Source organism: Thermogemmatispora carboxidivorans, from assembly GCF_000702505.1.
GTDB lineage: Bacteria > Chloroflexota > Ktedonobacteria > Ktedonobacterales > Ktedonobacteraceae > Thermogemmatispora > Thermogemmatispora carboxidivorans.
This window is the reverse complement of record NZ_JNIM01000001.1, coordinates 2,443,470-2,467,466: the sequence shown is the minus strand read 5'-3', so window position 1 is coordinate 2,467,466 and position 23,997 is coordinate 2,443,470. Positions and strand designations below refer to the sequence as shown.

The 23,997-nt window shown below is 61.3% G+C and carries 15 protein-coding genes and 1 pseudogene; 8 read left to right on the top strand and 8 right to left on the bottom strand.

All coding sequences use genetic code 11. The features are described from left to right. Window positions 1–10: 10 nt before the first annotated feature. The 4 genes from N688_RS09570 (at window position 11) to N688_RS09555 (ending at window position 5,699) form a co-directional block, all read left to right on the top strand. Window positions 11–1,198 (top strand): glucosaminidase domain-containing protein, encoded by a 1,188-nt coding sequence (locus N688_RS09570; protein WP_081838690.1) that lies wholly within the window; start codon window positions 11–13, stop codon window positions 1,196–1,198. Window positions 1,199–1,489: 291 nt separating this feature from the next. After that, window positions 1,490–2,665, top strand: a complete 1,176-nt coding sequence (locus N688_RS09565; protein WP_156025357.1) for a hypothetical protein — start codon at window positions 1,490–1,492, stop codon at window positions 2,663–2,665. Between the two features lie 622 nt (window positions 2,666–3,287). Next, window positions 3,288–4,412, top strand: a complete 1,125-nt coding sequence (locus N688_RS09560) for a mannosyl-3-phosphoglycerate synthase (protein ID WP_052889072.1) — start codon at window positions 3,288–3,290, stop codon at window positions 4,410–4,412. A gap of 195 nt (window positions 4,413–4,607) precedes the next feature. Then, window positions 4,608–5,699, top strand: a complete 1,092-nt coding sequence (locus N688_RS09555; protein ID WP_052889071.1) for a zinc-dependent alcohol dehydrogenase — start codon at window positions 4,608–4,610, stop codon at window positions 5,697–5,699. A gap of 43 nt (window positions 5,700–5,742) precedes the next feature. Here the strand turns inward: N688_RS09555 and N688_RS23555 are convergent. Then, a pseudogene (locus N688_RS23555) lies at window positions 5,743–6,354 on the bottom strand (TetR/AcrR family transcriptional regulator); the annotation flags it as partial. A 555-nt stretch (window positions 6,355–6,909) separates the two neighbouring features. On the opposite strand from N688_RS23555, the gene N688_RS09545 reads away from it, so the two are divergent. The 3 genes from N688_RS09545 (at window position 6,910) to N688_RS09535 (ending at window position 11,845) form a co-directional block, all read left to right on the top strand. Continuing rightward, the gene (locus N688_RS09545) at window positions 6,910–8,316 is read left to right on the top strand and encodes a solute carrier family 23 protein (protein WP_081838688.1); all 1,407 of its coding nucleotides are present in this window, start codon (window positions 6,910–6,912) and stop codon (window positions 8,314–8,316) included. Between the two features lie 309 nt (window positions 8,317–8,625). Further along, entirely contained in the window at window positions 8,626–9,600 is a 975-nt protein-coding gene (locus tag N688_RS09540) for a threonine ammonia-lyase (RefSeq protein ID WP_052889069.1), read from the top strand. Between the two features lie 304 nt (window positions 9,601–9,904). Then, on the top strand, window positions 9,905–11,845 hold the full coding sequence (locus tag N688_RS09535; RefSeq protein WP_052889068.1) for a glycosyltransferase family protein: 1,941 nt from the start codon (window positions 9,905–9,907) through the stop codon (window positions 11,843–11,845). 116 nt (window positions 11,846–11,961) lie between these two features. On the opposite strand, the gene N688_RS09530 is transcribed toward N688_RS09535, so the two are convergent. From N688_RS09530 to N688_RS09515, 4 genes are all read right to left on the bottom strand, one after another. Then, window positions 11,962–13,164, bottom strand: a complete 1,203-nt coding sequence (locus N688_RS09530; protein ID WP_162179524.1) for a 3-keto-alpha-glucoside-1,2-lyase-like domain-containing protein — start codon at window positions 13,162–13,164, stop codon at window positions 11,962–11,964. Between the two features lie 139 nt (window positions 13,165–13,303). Next, window positions 13,304–15,697, bottom strand: a complete 2,394-nt coding sequence (gene cutA, locus N688_RS09525) for an aerobic carbon-monoxide dehydrogenase large subunit (RefSeq protein WP_052889066.1) — start codon at window positions 15,695–15,697, stop codon at window positions 13,304–13,306. Window positions 15,698–15,703: 6 nt separating this feature from the next. Next, window positions 15,704–16,243: a (2Fe-2S)-binding protein gene (locus tag N688_RS09520; protein WP_052889065.1), complete on the bottom strand. Its 540-nt coding sequence runs from the start codon at window positions 16,241–16,243 to the stop codon at window positions 15,704–15,706. Window positions 16,244–16,608: 365 nt separating this feature from the next. Continuing rightward, on the bottom strand, window positions 16,609–17,499 hold the full coding sequence (locus N688_RS09515) for an FAD binding domain-containing protein (RefSeq protein WP_052889064.1): 891 nt from the start codon (window positions 17,497–17,499) through the stop codon (window positions 16,609–16,611). Between the two features lie 497 nt (window positions 17,500–17,996). On the opposite strand from N688_RS09515, the gene N688_RS09510 reads away from it, so the two are divergent. Further along, entirely contained in the window at window positions 17,997–19,037 is a 1,041-nt protein-coding gene (locus N688_RS09510; RefSeq protein ID WP_052889063.1) for an alpha/beta hydrolase family protein, read from the top strand. A 78-nt stretch (window positions 19,038–19,115) separates the two neighbouring features. Here the strand turns inward: N688_RS09510 and rsmG are convergent, their stop codons facing one another. From rsmG to N688_RS09495, 3 genes are all read right to left on the bottom strand, one after another. After that, the gene (gene rsmG, locus N688_RS09505) at window positions 19,116–19,871 is read right to left on the bottom strand and encodes a 16S rRNA (guanine(527)-N(7))-methyltransferase RsmG (RefSeq protein ID WP_052889062.1); all 756 of its coding nucleotides are present in this window, start codon (window positions 19,869–19,871) and stop codon (window positions 19,116–19,118) included. Continuing rightward, the gene (locus N688_RS09500) at window positions 19,871–21,970 is read right to left on the bottom strand and encodes a VWA domain-containing protein (RefSeq protein WP_052889061.1); all 2,100 of its coding nucleotides are present in this window, start codon (window positions 21,968–21,970) and stop codon (window positions 19,871–19,873) included. Before N688_RS09500 ends, rsmG begins: the two co-directional genes overlap by 1 nt. 156 nt (window positions 21,971–22,126) lie before the next feature. Then, window positions 22,127–23,530 carry a sigma 54-interacting transcriptional regulator gene (locus N688_RS09495; RefSeq protein ID WP_052889060.1) on the bottom strand — a complete coding sequence of 468 codons (1,404 nt, stop codon included), beginning with the start codon at window positions 23,528–23,530 and terminating at the stop codon, window positions 22,127–22,129. Window positions 23,531–23,997: the final 467 nt, after the last annotated feature.

Genomic DNA, 23,997 nt, shown 5'->3' with positions numbered 1-23,997 from the left:
AAGAGAGGCTATGATGAAAGGTAGACGCATGCAGCGGATCAGCAAAATTCTCATTGTTGGCCTTCTGCTTCTCCTCTTTAGCGTTGCCTCCCTTGCCTCGGAGAGCGCAACACTGCGGGCCGCGCCGCAGCCAGCCAGTGTCTATGTCCTGGCGGGACCACCCTCTGTCAGCCCTGCACTGATCGACCTCGTGCTCACGAGCTATCACTCACCAGCAGCCGGCAAAGGCCAGGCCCTCTACGACGATGGCATCCAGTATGGGATCGACCCGGTCTATGCCCTGGCTTTCTTCTTCCACGAAAGCACCTTTGGAACAGCAGGGATCGCCCGGACAACACTGTCGCTGGGCAACCTGCGCTGCATCCCCGATGCTGCCTGCATCGATGGATTTGCCGCTTTCCCTAGCTGGGAAGCCGGCTTCATCGCCTGGTATCGACTCATCCGCACTGTCTACATTGAGAGCTGGGGGCTGAGCACTGTCGAGGAGATCATTCCGCGCTATGCGCCAGCGGCGGATCACAATGACGTGGCGGGCTACATTCGGGCAGTGGAGACGGCTGTCGATACCTGGCGCAACGAGCAGGTACGGCTCTTTGGCCCGGTCAGCGGCGTTTCCCCGACAACGAGCGGCACAGGCCAACAGCTGACACCGGTGCCTACACCCACGGCAGTCGTGCCCTCAGCCAGCGGCAGTGCCACTGCCACGCCCTACCCTGCCGATGGTTACCCACTCCAGGGACACCCCACGGTCACAGTCGATTTCATCGCGAGTTTGCTGACTCACTATCAGTCACCGTTGGCCAGCGATGCCCAACTCATCTACGAGAGTGGCAAACAGACCGGCATCGACCCCGTCTATGCCCTGGCCTTCTTCCTGCACGATAGCACCTTCGGCACCGTGGGGCTGGGCCGCGTCACTCACTCGCCTGGCCTGTTGCACGCCCCTGTCACTGCTGATTGTCGCTGCCGCTCCCTGAGTGGCTACCGGAGCTATCAGAGCTGGGAGGACGGCATCCGCGACTGGTTCCGTTATGTACATGACTACTACCTGGACCAGCAGGGTCTCACCACCGTTGGGCAGCTGGTCCCCGCCTATACCCAGAGTCGTGACCCCCTGGTCGTGAAAACCTTTATCCAGATGGTTGAGCGCCAGGTCACGCTCTGGCGCCAGCAGAGTAAGCAGGCCGGGCAGAATTGAACAGGGGCAAGCCTCCTGTCCCTGGCGGGAGGGAGGGCCGACGAGCGATTGGCGCTTGTGCCCGCGCCTGTCTCCTGCCTCGGCCCAGGCTTCACTGGCCTGGGCCAGCCTTTCTTCTCCTTTCATGATCTCAACTAGCCACTCGTACTAGTCGAGAGCGGCTTCCTGCCTTCTGCTGTTGACGTCCCCGGGCTGGCAACATATACTGAGACCAGCGGATAGCTGGAGGCAGTTGCTTTCATGTTCGAGGAACACACAGAGGAATACTCGCCTGCAAGGACAGAAGAAGCCGTGAAGCAGGAACAACTCGTCGATGAGCTGGCCAGCCCCGAAGATCGCTGGCTCACCATTAGCCAGGCTGCTCGTACAAGCGGACAGAGCGAGGCGACCATCGAACGCTGGATCAGCCAGGGTCTCTTGCCAGTACGTCGCCACTCGTCAGAGGGGAGAAGCCAGCTTCCTCTGATCCGCGCCAGCGATCTGGCCTTGCTCAACACCAGCGTTGCCGCACCGGCAAGCAGCGTGCCAACTCCTGCCCCGGCCAGAAGGGAAGTTGGTCAGCCTGAGCAACGCTCATCACCCGAGCGACCAGCCACGGGAGCCGCCCAGGAGGTCCACCCGGTCTCTCCCGAGTTTGTCACACATGAGGTGGCCGCCCTGCGCAGGCTGATCCGCGAACAGTCACTGCGCCAGCATGAGGCGTTAGAGCGCTTGCGCAGCCGACTAGAGGCCCGTTTTCAACAGCAGCAAGAGGCCTCTGCGCAAGAGCGTCTCTCTGTCGATGAGGCCCTGACCCGGCTGCAAACCTCCTTCGAGGATGAAATCGCCGCCCTCCAGATCCAGACCAGCACCCGTCAGACTGAGCTGGAGCAGCAGCTTGAAGAGCTGACGACGCGCTTGCAGCAAACGAGCGAACAGTGGCTGCAGACGCTCGCGTTGCTCCGTCAGCAGATCGAGGCCCTTACAACTCATGTGCAGCAGGAGGTCGAAGTCCACGAGCAGCTGACACGAGAGATGCTGCATCTGACTACACAACTGGCGGAGCAGCGCCTCCAGCAAGAGCAGATGGCGCATACCCTGGGGCAGCTCACCCAGCAGATGACCTTTCTCACGGCTCAGGTCGCCGAACAGCGCCAGCGCATGGAACAACAGCACGACCGGCAAGATCAGCAGGGGCTTCAGCTCAACTATCTCGAACGCGAGCTGGAGGAGCGCCGGCAAGTCCAACAGGAGGAGCAACAGGAGCTGCTGGGGGTGCTGGCCGGCCAACAGGAGCAGCTGGGAACACTGCTGCTGCGGCTCAATGAGCAGACCCAGCGCTATGAGTTGCTCTCACAGCTTTATTTGAACGTCGAACAGCAACAAGGAGAACACGAGCGCCAATTACGACGCCTCTACCGATTCTTGGAGCACTTCTCTCCCAGTCCCCCCTCCGTCGGCTTCGATAGTCACGACGGCTCGCTCTGATCTGAGCGAAGTCAGCTGGGAAGGAAGGAGGGAGCTGAGACAGCACCTGTCTCCTTTCTCCCCATCCGGCTCCTGGCCCGGCGCCTGCCCACCGCGGGCAGCAGCCTCGCACCCTTGCCGGATGCTTACCTCGTCCTCTCTCGGCACCCCAGGCCGCGCTCTTGGGGCCTTTATGTCCCCCCTGGGGCGCACGAGTAGCGCATGTGTACAAAGCCGTACAGGTCTGGTTCTTGTTTTCCCTGCTGTCTGATTGCTCTGCCTCTCCGCCTGGTCACCCATACAAGCAGGCAGTAGTACTTTGAGCCAGCAAGCGGCGCGCCTTCCGGGAAGCGAACGTATTACTGTACGGCAGAGTTCCCTTCTGGCTGGCTAGCGAGGGTGCTAGCTAGGGTTGGGGCACCGCCCTCGCCTCTGAAGCAGAATGGCGGTGCCCGGTGGAGTGGCTCATTCTCTTAGCGGTCGTGAACAGAGCCGGGACCGGCCCCGTCCGGGCCTTTCCGTTCTCTTGCCCACCTCCCTGAGATGAAAGCCCTCCTCCGTGCGTCTTTTCTCTACAGATGGTCGAATCTTTCCGGTCGCGACAGACGCAACTCCTCTCGATTAGAAAGGAAAAGCAAGCGATATGCTCATTGACACCATCCGATTTGCCCATCTTCTCGAAGAGCACAACCTCCACGATCTTTCCCATTTTCTGGCCCACACCGCCTTCATCATCTCCCACAAGTCCGAGAGCCTGGAGACGCTGGCCGGAGTACTCTGGTATCTGCCGGCGGACAGTCCGATCATTGTCGTGACCAACTGCCCCCCAGAGGAGTATGAGATGCTCAGGTTGGGCCTACGGGCCCGGTTGGCCTCCCACCGTCAGCTGTTCGTGGTGCACCAGAAGGACGAGGTTCTGGCCACACTGCTGCGCGCCCACGGCGTAGCCCACATTCTGGATAGCAGTGGCCATGTGCGCGATGGGAAGGGGGAAGGCATGTATCTCGGAACGCTGCTGGCGCACCTGCTGCGTTTTCCCCGCTGGCTCATTTTCTATGACGCCGATAACCTGGTCCCCTGCGCCTTGCTGGAGTATACACTGGCGATGGGCCGCCTGTTCATGGCCGCCCATACGACTTACGCCTACCATGCCAGTGGGACCTTGCATAATATTCGCATCTGCTGGGCTGCCAAGCCCGGCCTGCGTAATGGCATGCTGGTCGAGGCCAGCGCTGGCCGCTGCACGAGCGTGGTCTCACCGATTATCTCCCTCCTCTGCCAGTCCTGGTCTGGTCTTTCAGAGACGATTACCTCCCCTAATGCTGGAGAGCAGGGGATGACTTTGATGACAGCGCAAACCTTGCGTTTCGCCTCTGGTTTCGCCGTAGAAACCTTCTTGCTCCTCGATCTGCTTTCCAAGGCCAGCCCCTTTCATCCCACCCCTATGGCAGCGCTGCTGCAGCAGTATCATTCTCACAGCCCCCACTTCCATACCAAGCGCGATGAGGAACACATCCGCGAGATGATCGCGACGAGCCTCGGCTCTCTCCTGCTCTTTCAAGAGCAGCTCCCGCTCCAGGTGGAGCAGGCCCTGCTACGTACCTGCGAGGAGCTGGAGCTGACGTTGACTCCTCCGCTGGTCTATCCTGCTCTGCAGGATCTGGACCTCAGCGGCGAAGAGGATCTCCCGGATCGCTACCGCTTGCTGGAGCCTGTCGAAAGTGCTGGCCGTGGCAGCGACAGCCTCCTGGAGACGTCTCTGAGCTAGCTCTCTTCGTCTGCTGGCCCGGCTGGCGCGTGAGGGCATCGGAGGGCTGACCGGCGACCCGGCGTCCGGCAGTTGGGAACGTGCGCCTGTCGGGGCGGGAGTACTGGCCCCCGCTCGCCCCTTGACAGGCTCTCTTTCGAAAGGCCACAATGAAACGAGCTGCAACGTGAGAGGTAAGGAAGGAAGTCACACGCTATGCCTGGACAGATGTTGGCAGCGATGTTCTATGCGCCGGGCGATGTGCGGCTGGAGGAGCGCCCTATTCCTGAGCCAGGTCCCGGCGAGCTGGTTTTGCAGATCGCGGCGGCTACTACGTGTGGTACCGATGTCAAGACGTATGTGCGCGGCCATCCTCTCTTGTTCAAACATCCTCCCGCAGGCTTTGGCCATGAGGCCGCTGGCATTGTGGCCGCTGTCGGCCCAGGAGTCCAGGGCTGGAAGGAGGGCGATGCCGTGGTGGCGGCCAACTCCGCCCCCTGCGACCGCTGTTTCTACTGCCGCCGCGGTCGCTATAGCCTTTGCGAGGATCTGCTGTTACTGACTGGAGCCTACGCCGAGTATCTGCTGGTTCCTGCTCGCATTGTGCAGCGCAATCTCTATCGTCTGCCACAGGGCCTCTCGTTTACGGCGGCAGCTCTGACGGAGCCGCTGGCTTGCGCCCTGCATGGAATCGAGGAGAGCGAGATCCAGCCCGGTGATACGGTGCTGATCATTGGCGCTGGCCCCCTGGGCCTGCTGCTGACGGCAGCCGCCCGATTGGCAGGGGCCAGGGTCCTGGTCAGCGGGCACGGCGAGCAACGCCTGGCCCTGGCCCGCCATTTCGGCGCTGCGCAGGTCTTCGAGACCGGTTCCCTCTCCGCTGAGGAGCAGCGCGCCCTGCTCCGGGAGGCCACTCCCGAGGGACGCGGGGCCGATGTGGTCATCGAGGCCGTGGGAACCCCCGAGACCTGGGAACTGGCGACCTCTGTGGTGCGCCGCGGCGGCCTGGTCAACTTCTTCGGGGGCTGCGCCTCTAGCACACGCATCTCCCTGGAGACCCGCCCGCTGCACTACGATGAGCTTACCCTCAAAGGGGTCTTTCATCATACCCCTACGTACTTCGCACGCGCTCTGGAGCTGATCGCCAGTGGGCAGATCCCCGTCGAGGCCCTCATCACGGCTCGCTTCCCTCTGGCTGAGACCGTGACGGCTCTTCACCTGCTGCTCCAGAAGCAGGGAGTAAAGTATGCACTGATTCCACCAGACTTCGCTCGGGATCTCCTTCGCAGAGCAGACCCTGCAGAATGAGCTGACTGTAGAGATCTATGACCTGCTGTACGCTGAGTCGCCCGCCCGGATGGAACCAGGTGGCGACTTCAGTGCACATGGCAATCAGGGCATAGGAGGTGACCTTGATGTCGCTCCGCTTGAAGATCCCCCGCTCCATGCCATCGTGCAGGATTTCCTGAATCAGGTGCTCATAGTGGTCACGCAGGGCAATAATATAGTCACGGTTGGTCCCTTCCAGCGCGCGAATCTCAGTGTCAATGATGAAGAATTCGTTCTTAAAGCTGGTGTGGAGACGAACATGGTTGGCAATGGCCTCCCGTAGCCGCTCCAGCGGCCCCGGTTGCTCCCGTATGATGCGCTCCAGGTTGGCGTTCAGGTGACGCATGTAGGTCTCCATGATTTCCACAAGCAGCGCCTGCTTGTTCGCATAGTGATAGTAGATGCTGGCTGCCTGAATGCCGGCCATACGGGCAATGTCGCGTAGTGGGGCCGCATGGTAGCCGTAGCGCGCAAATAGCTCGACGGCGGCGGCCAGGATGGCCTCTCTGACGGAGCGGGGTTCGCTGTGGCTGACCTGGCCACTCGGCGCCTCGCTGCTCTGTCGCTTGAGCTGGCTGTTTCTCACGGTGTTTCGATCCTTCCTCTCTGGCTGCTGATCACGAGATGGCTTCATGCCCTTCTCTGCCTGTCCTGCCCAGACATACGGCCCGGCGGCGCTCCGCCGGCAGCCGCTGGCGCCTGGGGCACAATGCCCTTGTCCTCTCTCTTGCCCAGGCTTTGCCCCTATTCTAGCAGAGCAGCCCAGACCTGCCCAGAGCACAGGAGCCAGGGAAGAGCCGCAGCTCTCTCGGCCCCCTCTCGCCCCCTTCCTCTCGCTCTGGTCAGAAAGCCTTGGGCCTTCCTGCTGCCAGCCAGACTGCTGACTCGCGCCTCCAGGCGCCATCTCGCATTTGGGGCCAGAATAGGGTATAATCTAGGGAAATAGGCCCTGCCTGCTCGGTTTGCGGTCAGTCACCTCGGTCAGCTGCACCGGCCTGCCGCGCAGGTGCCAGAAAGGAGGCCATAGCGCTCACGGATTGTCCCACCGATCTGGTCTGAACCTCAGTCAATCACCCCAGCGTTTCGCTCACACCCTGGGTAGCACATTCAACAAACTACCCTCTTTTTTCTCTCTAGCGATTCTGGCATCCACCTTTGGCCAACTGTTCCTATGAGGAGGGTTTTCCGCATGGCAACAGGCGACACCGCGGAGAAACGCGGCTATTTCAGCGGTTGGACGCTCAAGACCGAAGGGATTATTGCGCCCGATGAGCGTCTTCCCTGGGGGCAATCTATCCTGGTGGGGCTGCAGCATGTGCTGGCTATGTTTGGCTCGACCGTGCTGGCTCCAATTTTGATGGGCTTCGATCCGAACACGGCGATCTTCTTCTCTGGGATTGGCACACTCTTGTTCTTCCTGGTCGTGGGCGGGCGAGTGCCGAGCTACCTTGGCTCTAGCTTTTCATTTATCGCAGTGGTGCTGGCAGCTACTGGCTTCGCCAGCGGCTTCCACGGTCCGGGTCTCAATCCCAACATCGGGGTTGCTCTGGGCGGCATCATTGCCGCGGGGGTAGTCTACGGCATCATTGCCTTGATCGTGATCGCCGCCGGCTATCGCTGGATCGATATCTTGATGCCCCCCGTTGTAACCGGTGCTGTCGTCGCAGTCATTGGGCTCAACCTGGCCCCAGTGGCCGTGAGCGATGTCAGCGGCTCAGCCTTCGATACCTGGATGGGCCTCATCACCGTGCTGGCGGTCGCGTTTGTGGCCGTTTTCCTCCCCAGTCCCTTGCGCCGTTTGCCCATTCTGCTCGGCGGTATCATCGGTTATCTGATCTACCTGCTGTTCGCTAATGGTCTGCATCTGGGCAAGCCTATCGATTTCTCAGGACTGGAAAAGGCGAGCTGGGTCGGCTTGCCTCACTTCTCAACGCCCACGTTTTCACCCGGAGCCATCGCATTGATCGCCCCAGTGGCGGTCATTCTGGTCGCGGAGAATACTGGCCACGTCAAGGCTGTAGCGGCCATGACTGGGCGTAATCTTGATCGCTACCTGGGCCGCGCCTTCCTTGGCGATGCCCTTGCTACGATCGTCGCCGGTTTCGGCGGTGGTACCGGAGTGACAACCTACGCCGAGAATATTGGGGTCATGGCCGTTACTCGTATCTATTCTACTGCTATCTTCATTATTGCTGCTATCGTGGCCATCTTGCTGGGCTTCTGCCCGAAGTTCGGCGCCTTGATCATGACCATCCCCTCCGGCGTGATTGGCGGGCTGGCGATCGTGCTCTTCGGTCTGATTGCCGCCACCGGCGGTCGTATCTGGGTCGAGAACCGCGTGGATTTTTCGAAGAGCCGCAATCTGATTACCGTGGCCTTTGCGCTGATCGTGGGGGCTGGGAATCTGGCGCTGACTATTGGAAGCTTCCAGCTGAGCGCCATTGGCGTGGCCACGTTTGGGTCAATTATCCTCTACCAGATTCTGCGCGAGCCAGCGCCAGAGCCGGAGGAGGCGGTGACAGCAGACGCCGCTGTGGGCCTGAGTCCAGCCGGAGAGCGCTCCCTGGAGCCAGAGCCACCGGAGCAGGGTTCGTAACCCGGCCCCGGCTCGGCTGGTTCGCAAGACTTGGCCCCAGGGCAGCCTCTTGCCTTTGCTCCCCCCTCCATTCACGCGAGGAGGAGAAGGTTTGTGCCTGCCCACGCCGATACGGTGGAGGCGCCTTGTCTTCCGCAGATCTGCAATGGTACAATGACCAAAGGAGCGCCGTAGAGACACTTTGCTGCGATCCCATCCTGCCACCTGGCAGGGAAGGAAGGCCATTGGGGCGGCGCTCCTTTAGTTGTTGCTTTCGGCCATGCATGAGCCGCTTGACAATCTTGCCCAGGAAAGAAGCAGACACCTGCTATGCACCGCTATGATCTGGCACCCGAGCTGACTCCTACTTACGTTGAAGAGGTGTGGCAAAGGTTGCCGCGTTATCTGCGTCCTACGCTCCTACTGCCCGCTCCCCGCCTCTCCGAGGCTCTAGGCTGTCAGCTGCTGCTTGCCAGTGAGACCTTTCAATATACGGGCAGCTTTAAATTTCGTGCTGCCTACCATCTGCTGGCCAGTGTTCCTCAGCGGCAGATTATCACTGCCTCCTCTGGTAACTTTGGTCAGGCCGTGGCCTATGCGGCACGCTTACTGGGAAAAGAGGCGACGATCGTTATGCCTTCGACCGCGGCCCATGTGAAGATTGAGGCCGTCCGGGCCTACGGGGGGAGAGTCGAGCTGACCGATGTTCGCCGTGTTAGCCGTCAGGAGCGCGTGGCACAGTTGGCCCGCAAGCAGCCCGAGGCTTTCATTGCCCCAGCCTACGACGACTACCGCGTGGTCGTGGGGAATTCGACCCTCGGACAGGAGATTCTGCGCCAGGCAGAGGTCGATGTGCTGCTGGTGCCGGTCGGCGGTGGTGGACTGATCTCAGGTCAGATCATTGCTCGTGACCTTCTTGGACGTCCGACACGCATCATTGGGGCAGAGCCGCTACCTGGCAACGATGCCGCTCGCTCGCTGCACAGTGGACAACTGCTCACGAACGAGATGGAGCCGGAGACGGTTGCTGATGGGGCGCGCACCCTCTCGTTGGGGCGACTCAACTGGGAGATCATCCGCCAGGGAGTGGAGGAGATCATCGAGGTCCCGGATGAGGTAACGCTGGATGCGCTGCGCCGTCTCTTCTTGCTGGCAAATCTGAAGGTTGAGCCGACAGGTGCTCTGGCCCTGGGAGCCTTGCTGCTCCAGCCGGAGCGCTTCCGTGGTCAGCGTGTCTGCTGCATTGTGAGCGGCGGCAACGTTGATCCGGCGCTCTATGCTCAGGCCCTGAGCGACTGGCCCTAATCTGGAGCTGGCTGGCTCTCTTCGGCTCGCTTCCTTCCTTCTCTTCTCCGCCGCAGACAGGGATGGGCCTGGTCGCCCTCTTGAGGCCAGCGCCGCGGCTCTGGACGGAATGGGCCGAGCCTTCCAGGAGCAGGGTACGGGGGCGTGACTCACTTCCACTGAGACTCGTTCCTCTTTTCTTGGGAGGGACATGGCAGAGGGCAGACGCTGGCTGGGCCGGCTCGCTGGAGCATCCGCTTCTGGCCTGCCAGGTTGCTCCTGCTCAGCTCCTACCATCTTCAGCAACGGAGATCCGGAAAGAACGATGCTCACACATCAGCTCGCCGTCCCAGTGCAGCGTCCTCAGCACACCAGAGGCCTCTCTCGCTCTGTCTTGGAATGGCTCGCCGTGGCACTGACCCTGCTGCTGGCTCTGACGCTCCGCTTCCTGCTGATTCGCTCCCCCTGGCCCGTCACCAACAGCGATGAGGCTAATATGGGCCTGGTGGCGCTGCACGTCGCTTTCCAGGGTGACCACCCTATCTTCTTCTATGGCTTGCCCTATATGGGACCGGTTGAAGGATATGTGGCTGCGCCCCTCTTCCGCCTCTTTGGCCCTTCGCTCTTCACCTTGCGCCTGGCCTTGCTGCCATTTGTCGCCGGCTTCCTGCTGAGCAGCTATGGTCTGGTGCGCCTTCTCTACGGTCGAGCTTTTGCCCTGGCCTGCCTGCTGCTCTTTACTTTTGGCTCGGGGGACCTGCTCTTTCTCCAGCTGCGTGCGGTGGGAGAATACCCCGAGATGCTGATGTTCGCCCCTCTGATTCTGCTGCTCGCTACCTGGCTGGCACTCTCCTTCTCTGCCAGCAGCGCGCAGCGCCGATCAGCCTCCTGGAGGCGGCTGGCGGTGTATGTCCTGCTTGGGATGAGTATCGGTCTGGCCTTGTGGATTGACTTTCTGATCGGCCCCTTCGTGCTGGCAGCTCTGGTGCTGCTGGTGCTTTTCTGCGGGCGCGAGCTGTGGGGGCGCGCGGGTCTGAGCCTGCTCCTGGGGACAGTGATCGGAGCTGAGCCGCTGCTCTACTACAATCTGACAGCCCCTTTTAGCCAGAACTCATTAGCTGTGCTCTTATCTATCCATCACGGCGGCGCCGATCAGTTAGCCGCTTACCATCTGACCTGGCTGCATCAGCTCAGTGGGACTTTCTTTATCGCACTGCCATGGGCCACAGGCTACCAGCCACGCTGTCCGCTCAGTGCTGTTCCTCCCTGGGACTGGCCGACGCCGTCGACCTGGCTCTGCGTCTCGGCGCAGATGGGCTGGGGACTCGCCTATGTGGTGCTCGCCTTGCTGGCAGCCCTGTTCTGTTTACGCCGCCTGCAGCGACTCCGGTGGACCCATGCTTTGTCACTACCCTGGCCCGGTCACTGCTGGCCTCACCTCCATCTGGGGCGCACCGAGCCAAAGCCGCTGGAGGCTGGAGCGGCCCGCGAGGAGGCAATACGCCTGTGTGCACAACTGGCCTTGCTGGCGAGCGTTGGCCTGACGCTCTTCCTTTATGCCGCGGCGCCCGTAGCCGCCGTCTCGCCGGATACCACCTTCCGCTACTTGACCTGTGCCCTGGTGACTCTTCCGGTACTGCTCTGGCCGCTCTGGCAGCGGAGCGCCCACGCCCTGGAAAACCTTCGCCAGACCAGGTGGCCATTTCGTCCCGCCAGCACCGGCGCCCGTGACCACGGGGCCAGAATGGTCACGGCTCTTCCGCCGATACTTCTCTTGTCGCTAGTAGGAGCGACCTTCCTGGTCGGAACCGCTCGCACCTTTGCGGACATTCCCGCCTCCCAGGCCGACTACCAGCGGCGTCTGGCCTTAATTCGCGAGTTAGAAGCTATTGGAGCCACACGGGTCTACTCTGAATACTGGACCTGCAATTGGCTCGTCTTCCTGAGCCGGGAACAGATCATCTGCAGCGTGCTCGACTCCAAACTACAACCAGGCTTTAACCGCTATGGACCGTACCGCCAAATCGTCGAGAGCGCGCCTGCACCCGCCTACGTCTTTCCCGTTGCCAAAGGGTTACTCGATGCCGCTACGGGACGTCAGCAGGCCAGCTTTTTCCAACAACATGTACTCTCCTCTCCCGAGGCCAGGCAGACCTATCGCCTCTACCAGGTTGTTGGCTACCTCGTCTACCAGCCTCGGCCTGCACCTTCACCACCAGCCTCACCTTCAGCAGCCAACGGCGCCGACCCTGAAGGCAGAACCTGAATGGTCAAGGCCCAGGACGGTGTCAGCTTCTGCCACCAAGGCTGGCCAGCTTACCAGCTCCCAAGTCCCCTGCCGTTGTCAGCTACCTGGAGCGGCAGGGTACAACTCCTGCCAGCTCAGGCAGCAGGATAGATCGCCAGATTCGAGTAGGCCACCACCACGCCCTTGGGCGTATCGGGTAGATTCGAGACATAGAGGGCGATCGAGCCACTCTTATAGCTGGTATCGGTCACGCTGTTGAGCACCTGACCATTCACCGAGAGCGTCATCGTCGACCCCTTGGCAACGATCTCAACGTGATTGACCTGGCCAATCGGCTTGAGAGCCGTGGTCGACAGATAGCCCACCAGCTTCTGGTCATCGAGTGGCTGACCCGAGGAATCAACGACGCCTTTAAAGATGGCGTAGGTTGAATCGCCATACATCGCGAAGCGGTAGTAGGTCGCCAGCTCAGTATTCTGGTTGGCCGAGGCGCGGATATAGATCCCGAAGCCACTGTTCTCCTGTGTTCCCTTGGTAATGGCGGCGTCTACGTCCAACCTGAAGTCATCGAAGGTTTTGCCAGGCACAAACTCTGGCAGGATGCGATTGTTATCTTCTTCCAGAAGCAGCTGTCCGTTCCCGAGCTTGACTGAGTAACGCCCCGGCACACTGGTCAGGTCCCAGCCGTGGTTGTTATTCGCAAAATTGTCGCTGAACAGCGGCGTAGCAGTCGGGGCGCTAGTGCCCTGGGCAGGCGTTGGGGTCTGGGTGCCCGTGGTTCCTCCCCCACCGCGATGCGTGAGGGCGAAAACGCCGATCCCGCCAAGCACCAGCACCAGGACCACGACCACAATCAGGGCAATCAGGCCGAAATTCGGCCCCCTGCGAGGTCGCTCAGGCGGCTGGGAAGGAGGTAGGGGTGGTACCTGATACCCCCCTGCCTGGGGGTAGCTGCCTGGGGCCGAAGCAGAATAGGGCGGAGCACTGCCCTGGTCAGGAAAGGAGTACCCCGGTGGTGGAGGTGTCGCGGACGGCACATCTCCATAGTAGCCCGGCGCGGACGGCGGCGGAGGCGTCGAGGCAGGAGTCGCCGCCTGACCCCACTGCGAAGGCGTCCCACCGCCAGGATATGGCTGACCATAGATTGTCGGCGGATAGCCTCCCGCTCCTTCTCCCCAGGGCGTCCCCGGATTCGATGGCGCCGGCTGGTTGCTGGCAGGTGCATTATAGTATCCGCAGTTACTGCAATAGACCTCGTTGGGTGCTAACGGCATCCTACAGCGCTGACAGAGCTGACCTGCGGCCCCTCCTCCATACGGAGGATACATTGAGGACATGAGATAGGACCCTCCACTCTTCTTGGTTGGCATACTCGGCTCACACGCATGGCTAGCCACGTTGAGTATCGCATATCGCCGCCTGAATGTCTACCGGTAATTTTTCACAAATCGCGGTATCTCACACGATCCATGCGCTTCAAGTATTCTGACGCTCTCTGAGCAGCTGCAGCAAACGACAGGGATCGAGAGGCATCTCACGGATGCGCAGGCCGAAGGGGGCCAGGGCGTCGTCGAGGGCCGAGGCAAAGAGGGCCGCCACCGGAATGGTGCCGGCTTCACCTGCCCCCTTCACGCCCAGCGGATTGAGCGGTGAGGGGGTCTCTACATGCTCGACCTGCAGTGGAGGGATCTCCTCGACCGTCGGCAGCAAGTAATCCATAAAGCTGCCGTTGAGCAGCTGCCCCTCTTCATTGAAGACGAGGCGCTCGTAGAAGGCGCCGCCGATCCCCTGGGCCACGCCTCCATGCACCTGACCCTCAACCACCAGCGGGTTGATCACTCGTCCGCAGTCGTGGACAGCCACATACTTGAGGAACGTGACCAGGCCTGTCCGTGGATCAACCTCCACAATGGCCCCATGCGCTCCACTGGCAAAGGTACCGCGCGGGGGGCTATAGAACGCCGTTGCTTCCAGCCCCGGGCCACCACGTTCCTCCGGCAGCGCCGGACCAGGACGCGGCCCTGCCAGCTGCATCTGCATCAGCTTGCGGGCATTCTCTCCATACGAATAGCGCAGGGGATTCGAGGCGATGGCCACCTGACCAAGGGTCAGTGCCCGCTGAGGCGCATCACGCACAAAGACCTTGCCATCGGCCAGCTCGATATCCTCCGGCGAGGCTTCAAAGAGGTCCGCCGCTATCTGCTTGGCCTTCTCACGGACCTTGACCGCCGCCAGGTGGATCGCCGAACCGGCCACTGTGGCGGCCCGACTGGCGAAGGTGCCAACGCCCCAGTAGAAGGCTTGCGAATCTCCGGTCGTCACCAGTACATCCCGTGGGTCAACCCCCAGCTGGTCAGCCACGATTTGGGCGAAGGTCGTCTGATGGGCCTGTCCCTGGGTCGTCACGCCCGTCGAGACATAGACCCGTCCATCCGACTCGACGCGCACCTGGGCCCCCTCGTACGGACCGATCCCCGTGCCCTCGACATAGCAGGCAACTCCTACCCCCAGATAGCGCCCCTCCTCGCGCGCCCGGCGCTGCTCTGCGCGAAACTGTTCGTAGCCCAGGGCCTCCTTGAGGCGCTCCAGGCCGGCCTGGTAGTTGCCACTGTCGTAGATCGTTGGCCCGCCGTCTTGATAGACCAGGCCGACATCCCAGGGGAACTCATCGGGCCGAATAAAGTTGCGGCTGCGCACCTCCAGCGGATCAAGTCCCAGCTCCTCCGCAATGCGGTCCATGATGCGCTCCATGACAAAAACCGCGTGGGGGCGACCTGCGCCACGATACGGACTGACCGGCACCTTGTTGGTATAGAGGACCGTGAACTCGCTATAATAATGGCGCAAGCGATAGGGGCCGGGCAGGGTGCAGGCTGTAATAATCGGGACAATGATGCCATAGGGCGTATAGGCCCCGGTGTCGTGCAAGAAGACATCGCGGACCGCCAGCAGGATGCCCTCATCATTAAAGGCATATTCCACGTCATGGATCTGGCCCCGCTCCTGGTTGGCCGAGAGGAAATGCTCGGCGCGGTCTTCGATCCACTTCACTGGACGCCCCAGCCGCAGCGCCGCCAGCGGTGTCAGGATCTCCTCCGGGTAGAACATCATAATCTTGGTACCAAAGCCCCCACCCACATCGGGAGCCACGACGCGCACCTTATGCTCCGGCAAGCGGAACATCGCCGCCAGGCCATTGCGGATGGGGATCGGTCCCTGCGTTGACATCCAACAGGTCAGCATGCCCTCATGGGGATCCCAGCGGGCGACTACCCCACGGCCTTCCATTGGCATAGCCGAACCGCGCTCCATCACAAAGCGCTCGCGCAGCACATGAGGAGCGGAAGCCATGACTCCCTCGGGATCGCCAACCCGTTGCACCAGGTGCGCCGCTACGTTGCCGGGCACATCGGCATGGACCAGCGGCCCCCCCTCAGCCACCGCTTGCTCCAGGCTGGCCACGACTGGCAGTGGCTCGTAGTCAACGTCGATCAGCTCCAGCGCGTCCTCAGCCAGATAGCGATCCTCGGCGACCACAAAAGCCACGGCGGCCCCAGCATAATGCACCTCATCGCGGGCCAGGGGGAGCTGGGTGCGCGGCTGCGTCAGCGCCGGGTGAGGCACCAATAGGGGCGATGGCTCCAACAGCTCGCCCAGATCCTCCGCCGTCAAAACCAGGTGCACGCCAGGCAGGGCACGCGCCGCCGAGGCGTCGATGTGCCTGATACGGGCATGAGCATAGGGGCTGCGCAGAACAGCGGCATGCACCATTTCTGGCAAAGCGATATCATCGACGTAGGTTCCCCGCCCACGCAGCAAGCGCGGGTCCTCGGTGCGCTGAACCGGAGCACCAAACCAGCGTGTTCCCATAGGCACTTAAGCCTCCTCCCTCTGAGACTGAGAGCTGCGCAGATAGTGGGCAGCCAACTTGACCGCCTCGACAATGTTTTGATAACCCGTGCAACGGCAGAGATTCCCCGCTAATCCCTGGCGAATCTCGCGCTCGTCCGGGTCAGGATGCTCGTGGAGGAACGCGTGGATCGACATAATGAAACCAGGGGTACAGAAGCCGCACTGAAGCGCATGCTTCTCCTGAAAGGCCCGCTGGATCGGATGCAGCTCCTCGGCACTGCCCGCCAGCCCCTCGATAGTGGTCAGAGCCATGTTATCGACCTGCACAGCCAGCAGCAGGCACGAGCGTACAGCCTCCCCGTTGAGCAGCACCGTACAGCAGCCGCACACGCCATGCTCGCATCCCACATGGGTCCCGGTCAGATGCAGTTCATGGCGCAAGAAATCTGACAGGAGCATGCGCACCGGGATACGGCGCTGATAGAGACAGCCATTGACTGTCACCGTCAGATCATACTCCTCACAGAACTGTGGAGGAGACCCAGGCTCTTCGAAGGCATACATAGGCAACAACCTCTTTCTCGTTACTAGCCAGACCGCCAGCCGGCTGAAACGATCGCCGCGCCCACTGCGCAGGCTGGAGAGATAGCCTGACTGCTCGCTGCCCGACCCGCTTGATGCCTGAGCAAGGTCTCATCTGCTCACTCTCGCGCAGGCCGCGTGCGGACGCTCGTGAGACAAGGCCATGACCTGCCGTCTTGTCCTGGCCTTTCGCGGGCTCTTCACTGATTGGCCGATTGGCTGATGGATTGAGCGCATGCAAGAAAAAGAACAGAGAAGAGGAACGGCCCCTTGACGGGGCCTGTGAGATGCTGGACAGCCTGCCACGGACACCGGAGAGCATGCCTCTCGCAGAGAAAGGCTTCACCTCAAACTGGCCCAGGACGAGCCTGGGAGCAGCGCGACCAGGCCAGAGGCAACAGCTGGCGTGTCAGCTCTGCGACGAGTTCGCGTCGGTACTCAGCGGTGGCGTGAATATCCTGCATCTCCTCGCTGACAAGTGCGCGAGCCGCTGCCGCAGCCTCCTCCAGAGTGGCCGCGTCCAGGGAGCTACCAACCAGCAGCCTCTCCACCGCGACGGCGCGCTGCGGCACAGGGGCCACCCCCAGATAGCTCAAGCGGGCCGAGCTACAGCGCCCATCAGGTCCCGCTGTCAGCACCACAATGGCCCCAGCAAGCGCATAATCACCCGAGCGGCGCGCGAACTCTGCAAAGGCCCAGCCGGCAGCCGGAGGCAACCAGGGGAAACGCACCTCGGTCACCATCTCATCAGGCCGCAGCTCGGTGGTCAGATAGCCTTGGAAAAAGTCAGCCGCCGGCAACAGGCGCTCGCCGCGTGCGCTCTGCGCCACCACCATGCCATCCAGACAGACCAGCAGGGCAGGCAGCTCTGCCGCCGGATCAGCATGGGCGATGCTGCCTGCTACGGTCCCACGATTGCGAATCTGAAAGTGGCCGATATGGCGGATAACCTCAACCAGCAACGGATGCTTCTGCTGCACAAGGGCTGAGCGCTCAACCTGCCGCTGCCGGGTCACGGCCCCAATCGCGAGATAGTCTGTCTCCTCCTCAATGTAGTGCAACTCCGAAATATGGTTAATGTCTAGCAGATAGGCTGGTCTGGCCAGGCGCATGTTCAAGAGCGGCATCAGGCTCTGACCGCCCGCCAGGACCTTCGCTTCCTCCGCAGTGCGGTCCAGCAAATCCAGCGCGTCGTCAAGGAGGCGCGGCGCGCAATATTGAAAGCGTGGTGGTTTCATCGCTGCTTGCTCCCAGTGTCTTAATCGTTTCGCGCTCTCTCCTTCGAGTGTGACTTCAGAGAACGCCAACGACTTCGCCCCTGCGTGCGGATCGCTTTGCCCAGGGGGCGCGCCAGCCAGCTCCGGGCCGCCAGACCCAGTCTGCCGCCTGCTGGCCGGCTCAGGTCCTGACTCACCTGAACCCAGGGTTGGGGCCGGGCCAGCCAGCGCTTTCTCTCTCTTCTTGCCTCGCTCCCAGCGCTGACCCGGCTTGAAAGGGTGAGGGAATACCCAAAAGAGTACCCCCATTCCCAATCGCTGTCAAGCCTCACAGCTCACCACCCCTTGACCACCGCTTTCCTGCAACACTGTACCCTTCTCCCGACATCTTCTCCTCTCTCGACTTTCACTGCTTTTGCATATGTATATGTTTGCGAATCAGTACAATAGAATAAGAGAGTATTTACATTTACGTGGCGCGGTTGCTTGCCTAAGCATTAGAAAAAGGAGAACGAGTAGTGGATAGCGTTATCGTCTGTGTGCATGGAAGAAGCGAACAGTGGCACTTGAAGGACCAGATTCTGGCTGACTTTCAGGGAGGAATACTGGAGGGTCTGGGAAGGCTCCCTGCGCCAGTCGCGATCGGGCGTGAGCGCATCCTGTTGGCCTTCTACGGCGACCTCTTTCTCCCGGATGCGGTCATTCCCCCGGCAAGTGGGGGGACAGCTGGTCAGCGCTGGACCGCGGCAGCCCTCTGGCCAAGCGAAACAAGCAGCTATCGAGGGCAACCGGCCCCGAGTGCGCAGCAGACCGCTCAGCTCACAGCCCACACAGCAGCAGACCCGCTCTACCAGATCAATGTCGCGCGGGCGATTCTGCGCGAAGCGAGCCGGCGCGGACTGATGGGGAGCGGAAGTGTTGAGGGAGAGCAGGCCCCACAAGCGATCACCCCTCATGCTGGGGGGGGCCTTGTCTGGCTTCACTCACTCCTGGTGCACATTCTGCAGGGACTAGAGCACATCCTTGGCGCTCCCCGCGAGCTGCTGCGACTCTTTGTCAGCGATGTCGATCTCTACCTGCACAACACCGCGCTACGAACCCAGGTCATGGGGCGTCTGCTCGCGCTTCTACGCCAGCAAGCGGGTCGCTCGATCATCGTGGTAGCCCACAGCCTGGGAACGGTCGTCGCCTACGACGTCCTCAACACCCATCGCGAGATTCCGATTACGGCCTTCATCACCCTGGGGTCACCTCTGGGACTGAGCCCTTTCATCTACCAGGAGCTGCTACCGCCGGTGGCACCTGGGCAAAAGCACCCCTTTCCATCGAATGTTGCAACCTGGCAGAATTTCTACGACCCTAACGATATTGTCGCGCTTGTTCCTGCGCTTGCCCCGCTCTTTCCCGGGCCTCCCGGGCAGGCAGTGATCTGCACGCCGGTCCAGAATAATCCTGCTGATCCCCACTCGCTGACCGGCTACCTGATCCAGCAGGCGGTAGCACAGGCGATCAACAACGCGCTTTTGAGCAAGACACCCCTCCCTTCAAAGCTCAAATGAGCTTTTGTTTGCGTTTCTGCGTTTCCTTTCCTTGTACCTCGCGTAGGTGCTGAGGGGAACGGTCAGCCAGGCCGCCCCTCAGCACCCACCGAGACGCTCACCGGCAGGGCGCTTGAGAATGGCGGCGTTGCTGCGAGGAAAATGCGGTGGACAGGGCTGATGCTGACGCCAGAGGAGCAGATAGCGCCCATCGTCGAGACCGGGCAAAGAGATCGGTAGCTGGGCCTCAAGCGTCAGGCCCAGCTGCTCAGCTGCCCGTAGGCCCTGTGCCATCTCCTCGGGGCTATCGCCCTTACGGGGCAGGACGATGGTGCCGCCTACCCGGCAGTAGGGGGCCGCGTACTCCAACACAACCGGCAGGGCCGCCACTGCTCGCGCCGTTACCAGATCGAAGGAGCCGCGGTAGCGCTGATCATGCCCCAATTGCTCGGCCCGTCCATGCACAACCGTCACTCCCTGCAACCCCAGCACCTGGCAGACATGACGCAGAAAGGCCACCTTACGGGCGGTCGCCTCCAGTAAGGTGACCGCCCAGGCAGGACGCACGATCTTGAGCGGCAGACCGGGGAAGCCCGCGCCGCTGCCGATGTCCAGCAGGCGACAGGCTGGGGGATCGATCGCTGTCAGGATCGCTAACGAATCGAGGAAGTGCCGCGTCAGCACTTCCTCGGGATCGACAATCGCGGTCAGATTCACGCGCTCATTCCAGCGCAGCAGCTCCGCACGATAGTGCAAGAACCATATCAGGGCCTTTGCAGCTTGTGCGGACGCCTCGGGCGTCTGCGCATAGAGCTGCTGTACAAAGGCTTGCAGCGTCTCCTCTGCCTCGGTCATCACGAGATCCGCTTGCGTTTGCTATTGAGGTAATCGACCAGCAGGTACTCACCCAGGTTGTTCTTATCGGCGTAGAAGGTGCGCCCGTGGTTGATCTCAGCCATCTGATTGACGAAGCTGACCATCCAGCGATCATCTTCGAGCATGAAGGTGTTAATCGTGATCCCCTCACGGGTACAGCGCTGAACCTCTAGCAGTGCCTGCTGCTCGGCCCAGGGATTGGGAGGGTAGGCGAATTGCCAGCCACCCAGCTCCTCTTCGTACCAGACCGTCGGGCCTCCATCAGTGACCAGGATAATCTGCTTGTTGACGCCGTGATGGCGTGAGAGCAACTGGCGAGCCAGCATCAAGCCGTGGGCCAGATTCGTCCCCTGGCTATGATCGTAGCGCCCGATCTCGATGAGTTCTTCCGGCTTATACTCACGTGCCACGAACGCGAAACCGACGATGTAGAGGTTGTCGCGCGGGAACTGCGAGCGAATCAGGCTCTCCAGGGCCACCGCTACCTTCTTGGCTGCCTGCTGGCAGCCATTATAGATCATACTCATACTCATATCGAGCATGAGCACCGTTGATGACTGCGTCGTGAACTCCGTGCGATAGACCTCGAAGTCCTCCCGAGAGAGCCGGATGGGCGTACCGGTACCATTGCGATAGACGGCATTCATGACCGTCTTTTGCAGGTCCAGCAGGAAGGGGTCGCCGAACTCATAGCGCTTGCTCTCGTCAGTGCGCTCGCCGCCGGGGCCGCGGAAGGGGCTGACGTGACGCCCGAAGCCGTCGCGCTTGAGCTTGTCAAAGATGTCCTGGAGGGCCTTCTGGCCAATCTTGCGGATGGCGCGCGCAGTCAGCTCCCAGCGGTTCCCTTTCTTTTGAATATAGCCGGCCTCCTCCAGGACCCTCATCAGTTCCTTCAGCTCTTCCAGTGAACGATACTCCTCAGAGCCAAGCAGCTCGCGCACCTTCTGGCTATCGATGGCCTCCAGGTCATCCAGGCGCCGTGCCTGCTGGAGCTGCTCCTCCAGGCCCTCCATCTGCTGCAACCGGCCCATCATGCGTAGAGCCTCGTTGAACGGCAGGGGTTCGCTGCCACGGAAGGGGAAGCGCATACGGTAATCATCCAGGGGAGCCAGAGCCTGCAGATTCTGGGCCAGCTCCATCAAATCCACCCGGATGCGGTCGTCGCTGATGAGCTGCTCCATGAGGTTCGCCAGCTCCTGGCGCTGCTCCGGCGAGAGGTTTTCCATCAGCGCCTGCATGGCGGCCATACGCTGCTGCATCTGCTCGATGAGATCATCGAGCGTATTTACTCCAGGGAAGTACTCGCCATACTTCTCCATGAAGGAATCGAAATCTGGATTGAGGCCCTGCTGTCGTTCGCGCAGCATGCGATTCAGCTCGCGGATCATCTCGCGCAGGCGAGCGATATCCTCCGGCGTCATGCTCTGCAGCGATTGCTGCATGCCCTCAAAAAACTGCTGCATCATCTGCTGTCGCAGGCTCTCCAGCAGCTCATTGAACTTCTCGCGTGCCGCCTCCTCCATGAAATCATACTCGGAGAGGGCCTTAATCTGCCCTGGCAGATCGTGAGGCAGGTTCTCCAGGTACTGCCTTTTGCGCTGGGCGATAGTCTCCAGCATACGGCGCTTCTGCTCGGGCGTCAGGGCGTCGCTCCCGGCACTATCCTCGCCAGGCTGGGACGGAGTTCCGGCCTCGGGCTGGCGGGTCTGCTCGGCCTCGGCCAGCTCCTGAGCCTCTTTAAGACGGCGCTCGATCCCCTCACGCTCCAGCTGCTTAATCTCCTCCAGTTTCTGGCGCAGATCATCCATGACGCCGGAGGCCATATTATAGCGATTGAGCAGTTGGCTACGCTGAGCGCGCAGCCGCTCCAGCAGTTCGCGCAGACCGAGATTGCGCCTCCCGTCGGGCAGCTGCATACCGTCCTGCATCAGGCGGCGCAGGGCCTGCTGGAGATCGCCCTGCTCCAGGTAGTCATCTGCGAGGGCGCGCATGATGTCATCGGCATCCAGACCCTCGATCTCTTGGGTACCATCCCAGCGCGAGTAGCCGTAGCGGGTTCGGAAAAAGCGCTTCAACATGGGAAATCTCCCTCTGCTCCCCGCTGCCCCCCAGTTTCAGCTGGGGCGAGGGCACCGCCGGCAGGCCACTGCTGCTCGCCCATAGGCGCAGACGCAGACCAGTTAGCCGGATCAGCGGCGGCCCCCAACAGGAGAGGGGAAGCCATAGTGAGCCTCTTAGCGTCGATAACGGATCTTGCCACTCATCTCGTCTTTATTGAGGCGGCGATTCAGGTGGAGGCCCTCAAGGATAAACTCGACCGCCGAAGCGATGGTCGCGGGATGCCCGCGAGCCTGCAGCTTATCGATGGCCTTGCTCAGCCCGCCGACGCGCGAGAGCTGATTGACATATTCCATCGCAGGCAGGTCGTCACCGACCTGCACACTCAGGCCGCGCTCAAAGCCAGCCAGGAGCTGATCGAACTCGCGCGGCTCAAAGTACTGGCCAAAGACCTCCACTACCGCCCCGTTGATCAGGCGCCCAACGACGCGCTCCTCCTTAACCTCGCCAACTGTATCTAGCTCGATCTTGCCGCTGGTTGAGGCGATGATGGCCGAGAGATCGCTCACACGCGGCGCTGCTACGCGCTCGCCCAGCCGGAGGGCCCGGCGACAGGCGTTGCTCACCACGTTCTCATAGTTGGTGATCGAGACACGGACACTGACGCCAGAGCGCTGGCTGATGTCGCTGCTGCGCCGCGCCAGGTGGGTCACCGTGGCCACGATCTCCTTGATGAAGCGCGGCACCACAACCTCCAGCCCGTCGGATGGGAAGCGGCTGCTCTCCGCCTCCATAATCTGAATCTCGTGCTCGATCTCGAGCGGATAGTGGGTGCGAATCTCGGACCCGATGCGGTCCTTCAGCGGCGTAATGATCCGCCCTCGATTGGTATAGTCCTCGGGGTTGGCACTGGCGACCACATAGACATCGAGCGGCAGCCGGATCTTATACCCGCGGATCTGGACATCGCGCTCTTCCATGATATTGAGCAGACCGACCTGAATGCGCTCGGCCAGATCGGGCAGCTCGTTGATACAGAAGATGCCGCGATTGGTACGTGGGATCAGGCCATAGTGAATGGTCAGCTCGTCCGAGAGATAGCGCCCTTCGGCAACGCGCACGGGATCGACCTCACCGATGAGGTCGGAGATGGTGATATCTGGTGTGGCCAACTTCTCACTGTAGCGGCGATCCCGCGGGAGCCAGGCAATTTCTACCTTGTCGCCTTGCTCTGCTACCTTATCGCGGCACGCCTTGCAAATTGGCGCGTAGGGGTTATCGTTGATTTCACAGCCAGCAATGACCGGAATCTCCTCGTCAAGCAGATTCACCAGGCTGCGCGCCATGCGCGTCTTGGCCTGACCACGTTCGCCGAGGAAGATGATGTCCTGGCCGGAAAGGATCGCGTTCTCAATCTGAGGGATCACCGTGTCCTCGTAGCCGATGATCCCGGGAAACAGCTCCTCCCCTTTGCGAATTTTCTCGATGAGATTTTTGCGCATCTCTTCTTTGACGGAGAGGACTCTGTAGCCACTTTCACGCAGTTCTCCGATTGTGCGCGGTTGTGTTGTGATGGTCATTCCGCTCTAAGCTACCTTTCTCGGGGGTGGTTACGTGTGCGCTCTGCGCCTCCGGCGCTTGCTCTCTCGACTCGGCCCAAGGCCGCGCTCATGGGTGGCGCAACGTGGGCCAATGCGCTGGCTGCTCCAGCTAAGGAGCATCGCTGCTGCAAGCAGCCGGTCGAAGGCAGCCGTTGCGTTGCCGCCCGCCGCCAATGCCCTTGCTTGGTCGAGTGACTCAGGCAGACAGACTGGCTGGCAACGGGGCAGAGACCCCACAGCGCATCGCGCCCCGCCCTGTCGGCTGGCTACGGGCCCGGGGTTCTCCAGACGCCCACTCACCAGGAAAACGTGTGGAACCTATCCTATTCTATCTTCTGGAGAAAGAAAGCGCAAGGGCAACGGCAGTGCGCAGACGGTCCGGGGAAAAGGCGCCTATCTTGAGCTGCTTTTGAGCAGGAGCTGCTTTTTCTTGAGGCTTCCTTGAG

Excerpts from the sequence above, each read along its gene's own strand:
- N688_RS09570 (WP_081838690.1), top strand. The coding sequence starts at position 11 with ATGATGAAAGGTAGACGCATGCAGCGGATCAGCAAAATTCTCATTGTT.
- N688_RS09560 (WP_052889072.1), top strand. The coding sequence starts at position 3,288 with ATGCTCATTGACACCATCCGATTTGCCCATCTTCTCGAAGAGCACAAC.
- N688_RS09555 (WP_052889071.1), top strand. The coding sequence starts at position 4,608 with ATGCCTGGACAGATGTTGGCAGCGATGTTCTATGCGCCGGGCGATGTG.
- N688_RS09545 (WP_081838688.1), top strand. The coding sequence starts at position 6,910 with ATGGCAACAGGCGACACCGCGGAGAAACGCGGCTATTTCAGCGGTTGG.
- N688_RS09540 (WP_052889069.1), top strand. The coding sequence starts at position 8,626 with ATGCACCGCTATGATCTGGCACCCGAGCTGACTCCTACTTACGTTGAA.
- N688_RS09535 (WP_052889068.1), top strand. The coding sequence starts at position 9,905 with ATGCTCACACATCAGCTCGCCGTCCCAGTGCAGCGTCCTCAGCACACC.
- N688_RS09530 (WP_162179524.1), bottom strand. The coding sequence starts at position 13,164 with ATGTCCTCAATGTATCCTCCGTATGGAGGAGGGGCCGCAGGTCAGCTC.
- cutA (WP_052889066.1), bottom strand. The coding sequence starts at position 15,697 with ATGGGAACACGCTGGTTTGGTGCTCCGGTTCAGCGCACCGAGGACCCG.
- N688_RS09520 (WP_052889065.1), bottom strand. The coding sequence starts at position 16,243 with ATGTATGCCTTCGAAGAGCCTGGGTCTCCTCCACAGTTCTGTGAGGAG.
- N688_RS09515 (WP_052889064.1), bottom strand. The coding sequence starts at position 17,499 with ATGAAACCACCACGCTTTCAATATTGCGCGCCGCGCCTCCTTGACGAC.
- rsmG (WP_052889062.1), bottom strand. The coding sequence starts at position 19,871 with ATGACCGAGGCAGAGGAGACGCTGCAAGCCTTTGTACAGCAGCTCTAT.
- N688_RS09500 (WP_052889061.1), bottom strand. The coding sequence starts at position 21,970 with ATGTTGAAGCGCTTTTTCCGAACCCGCTACGGCTACTCGCGCTGGGAT.
- N688_RS09495 (WP_052889060.1), bottom strand. The coding sequence starts at position 23,530 with ATGACCATCACAACACAACCGCGCACAATCGGAGAACTGCGTGAAAGT.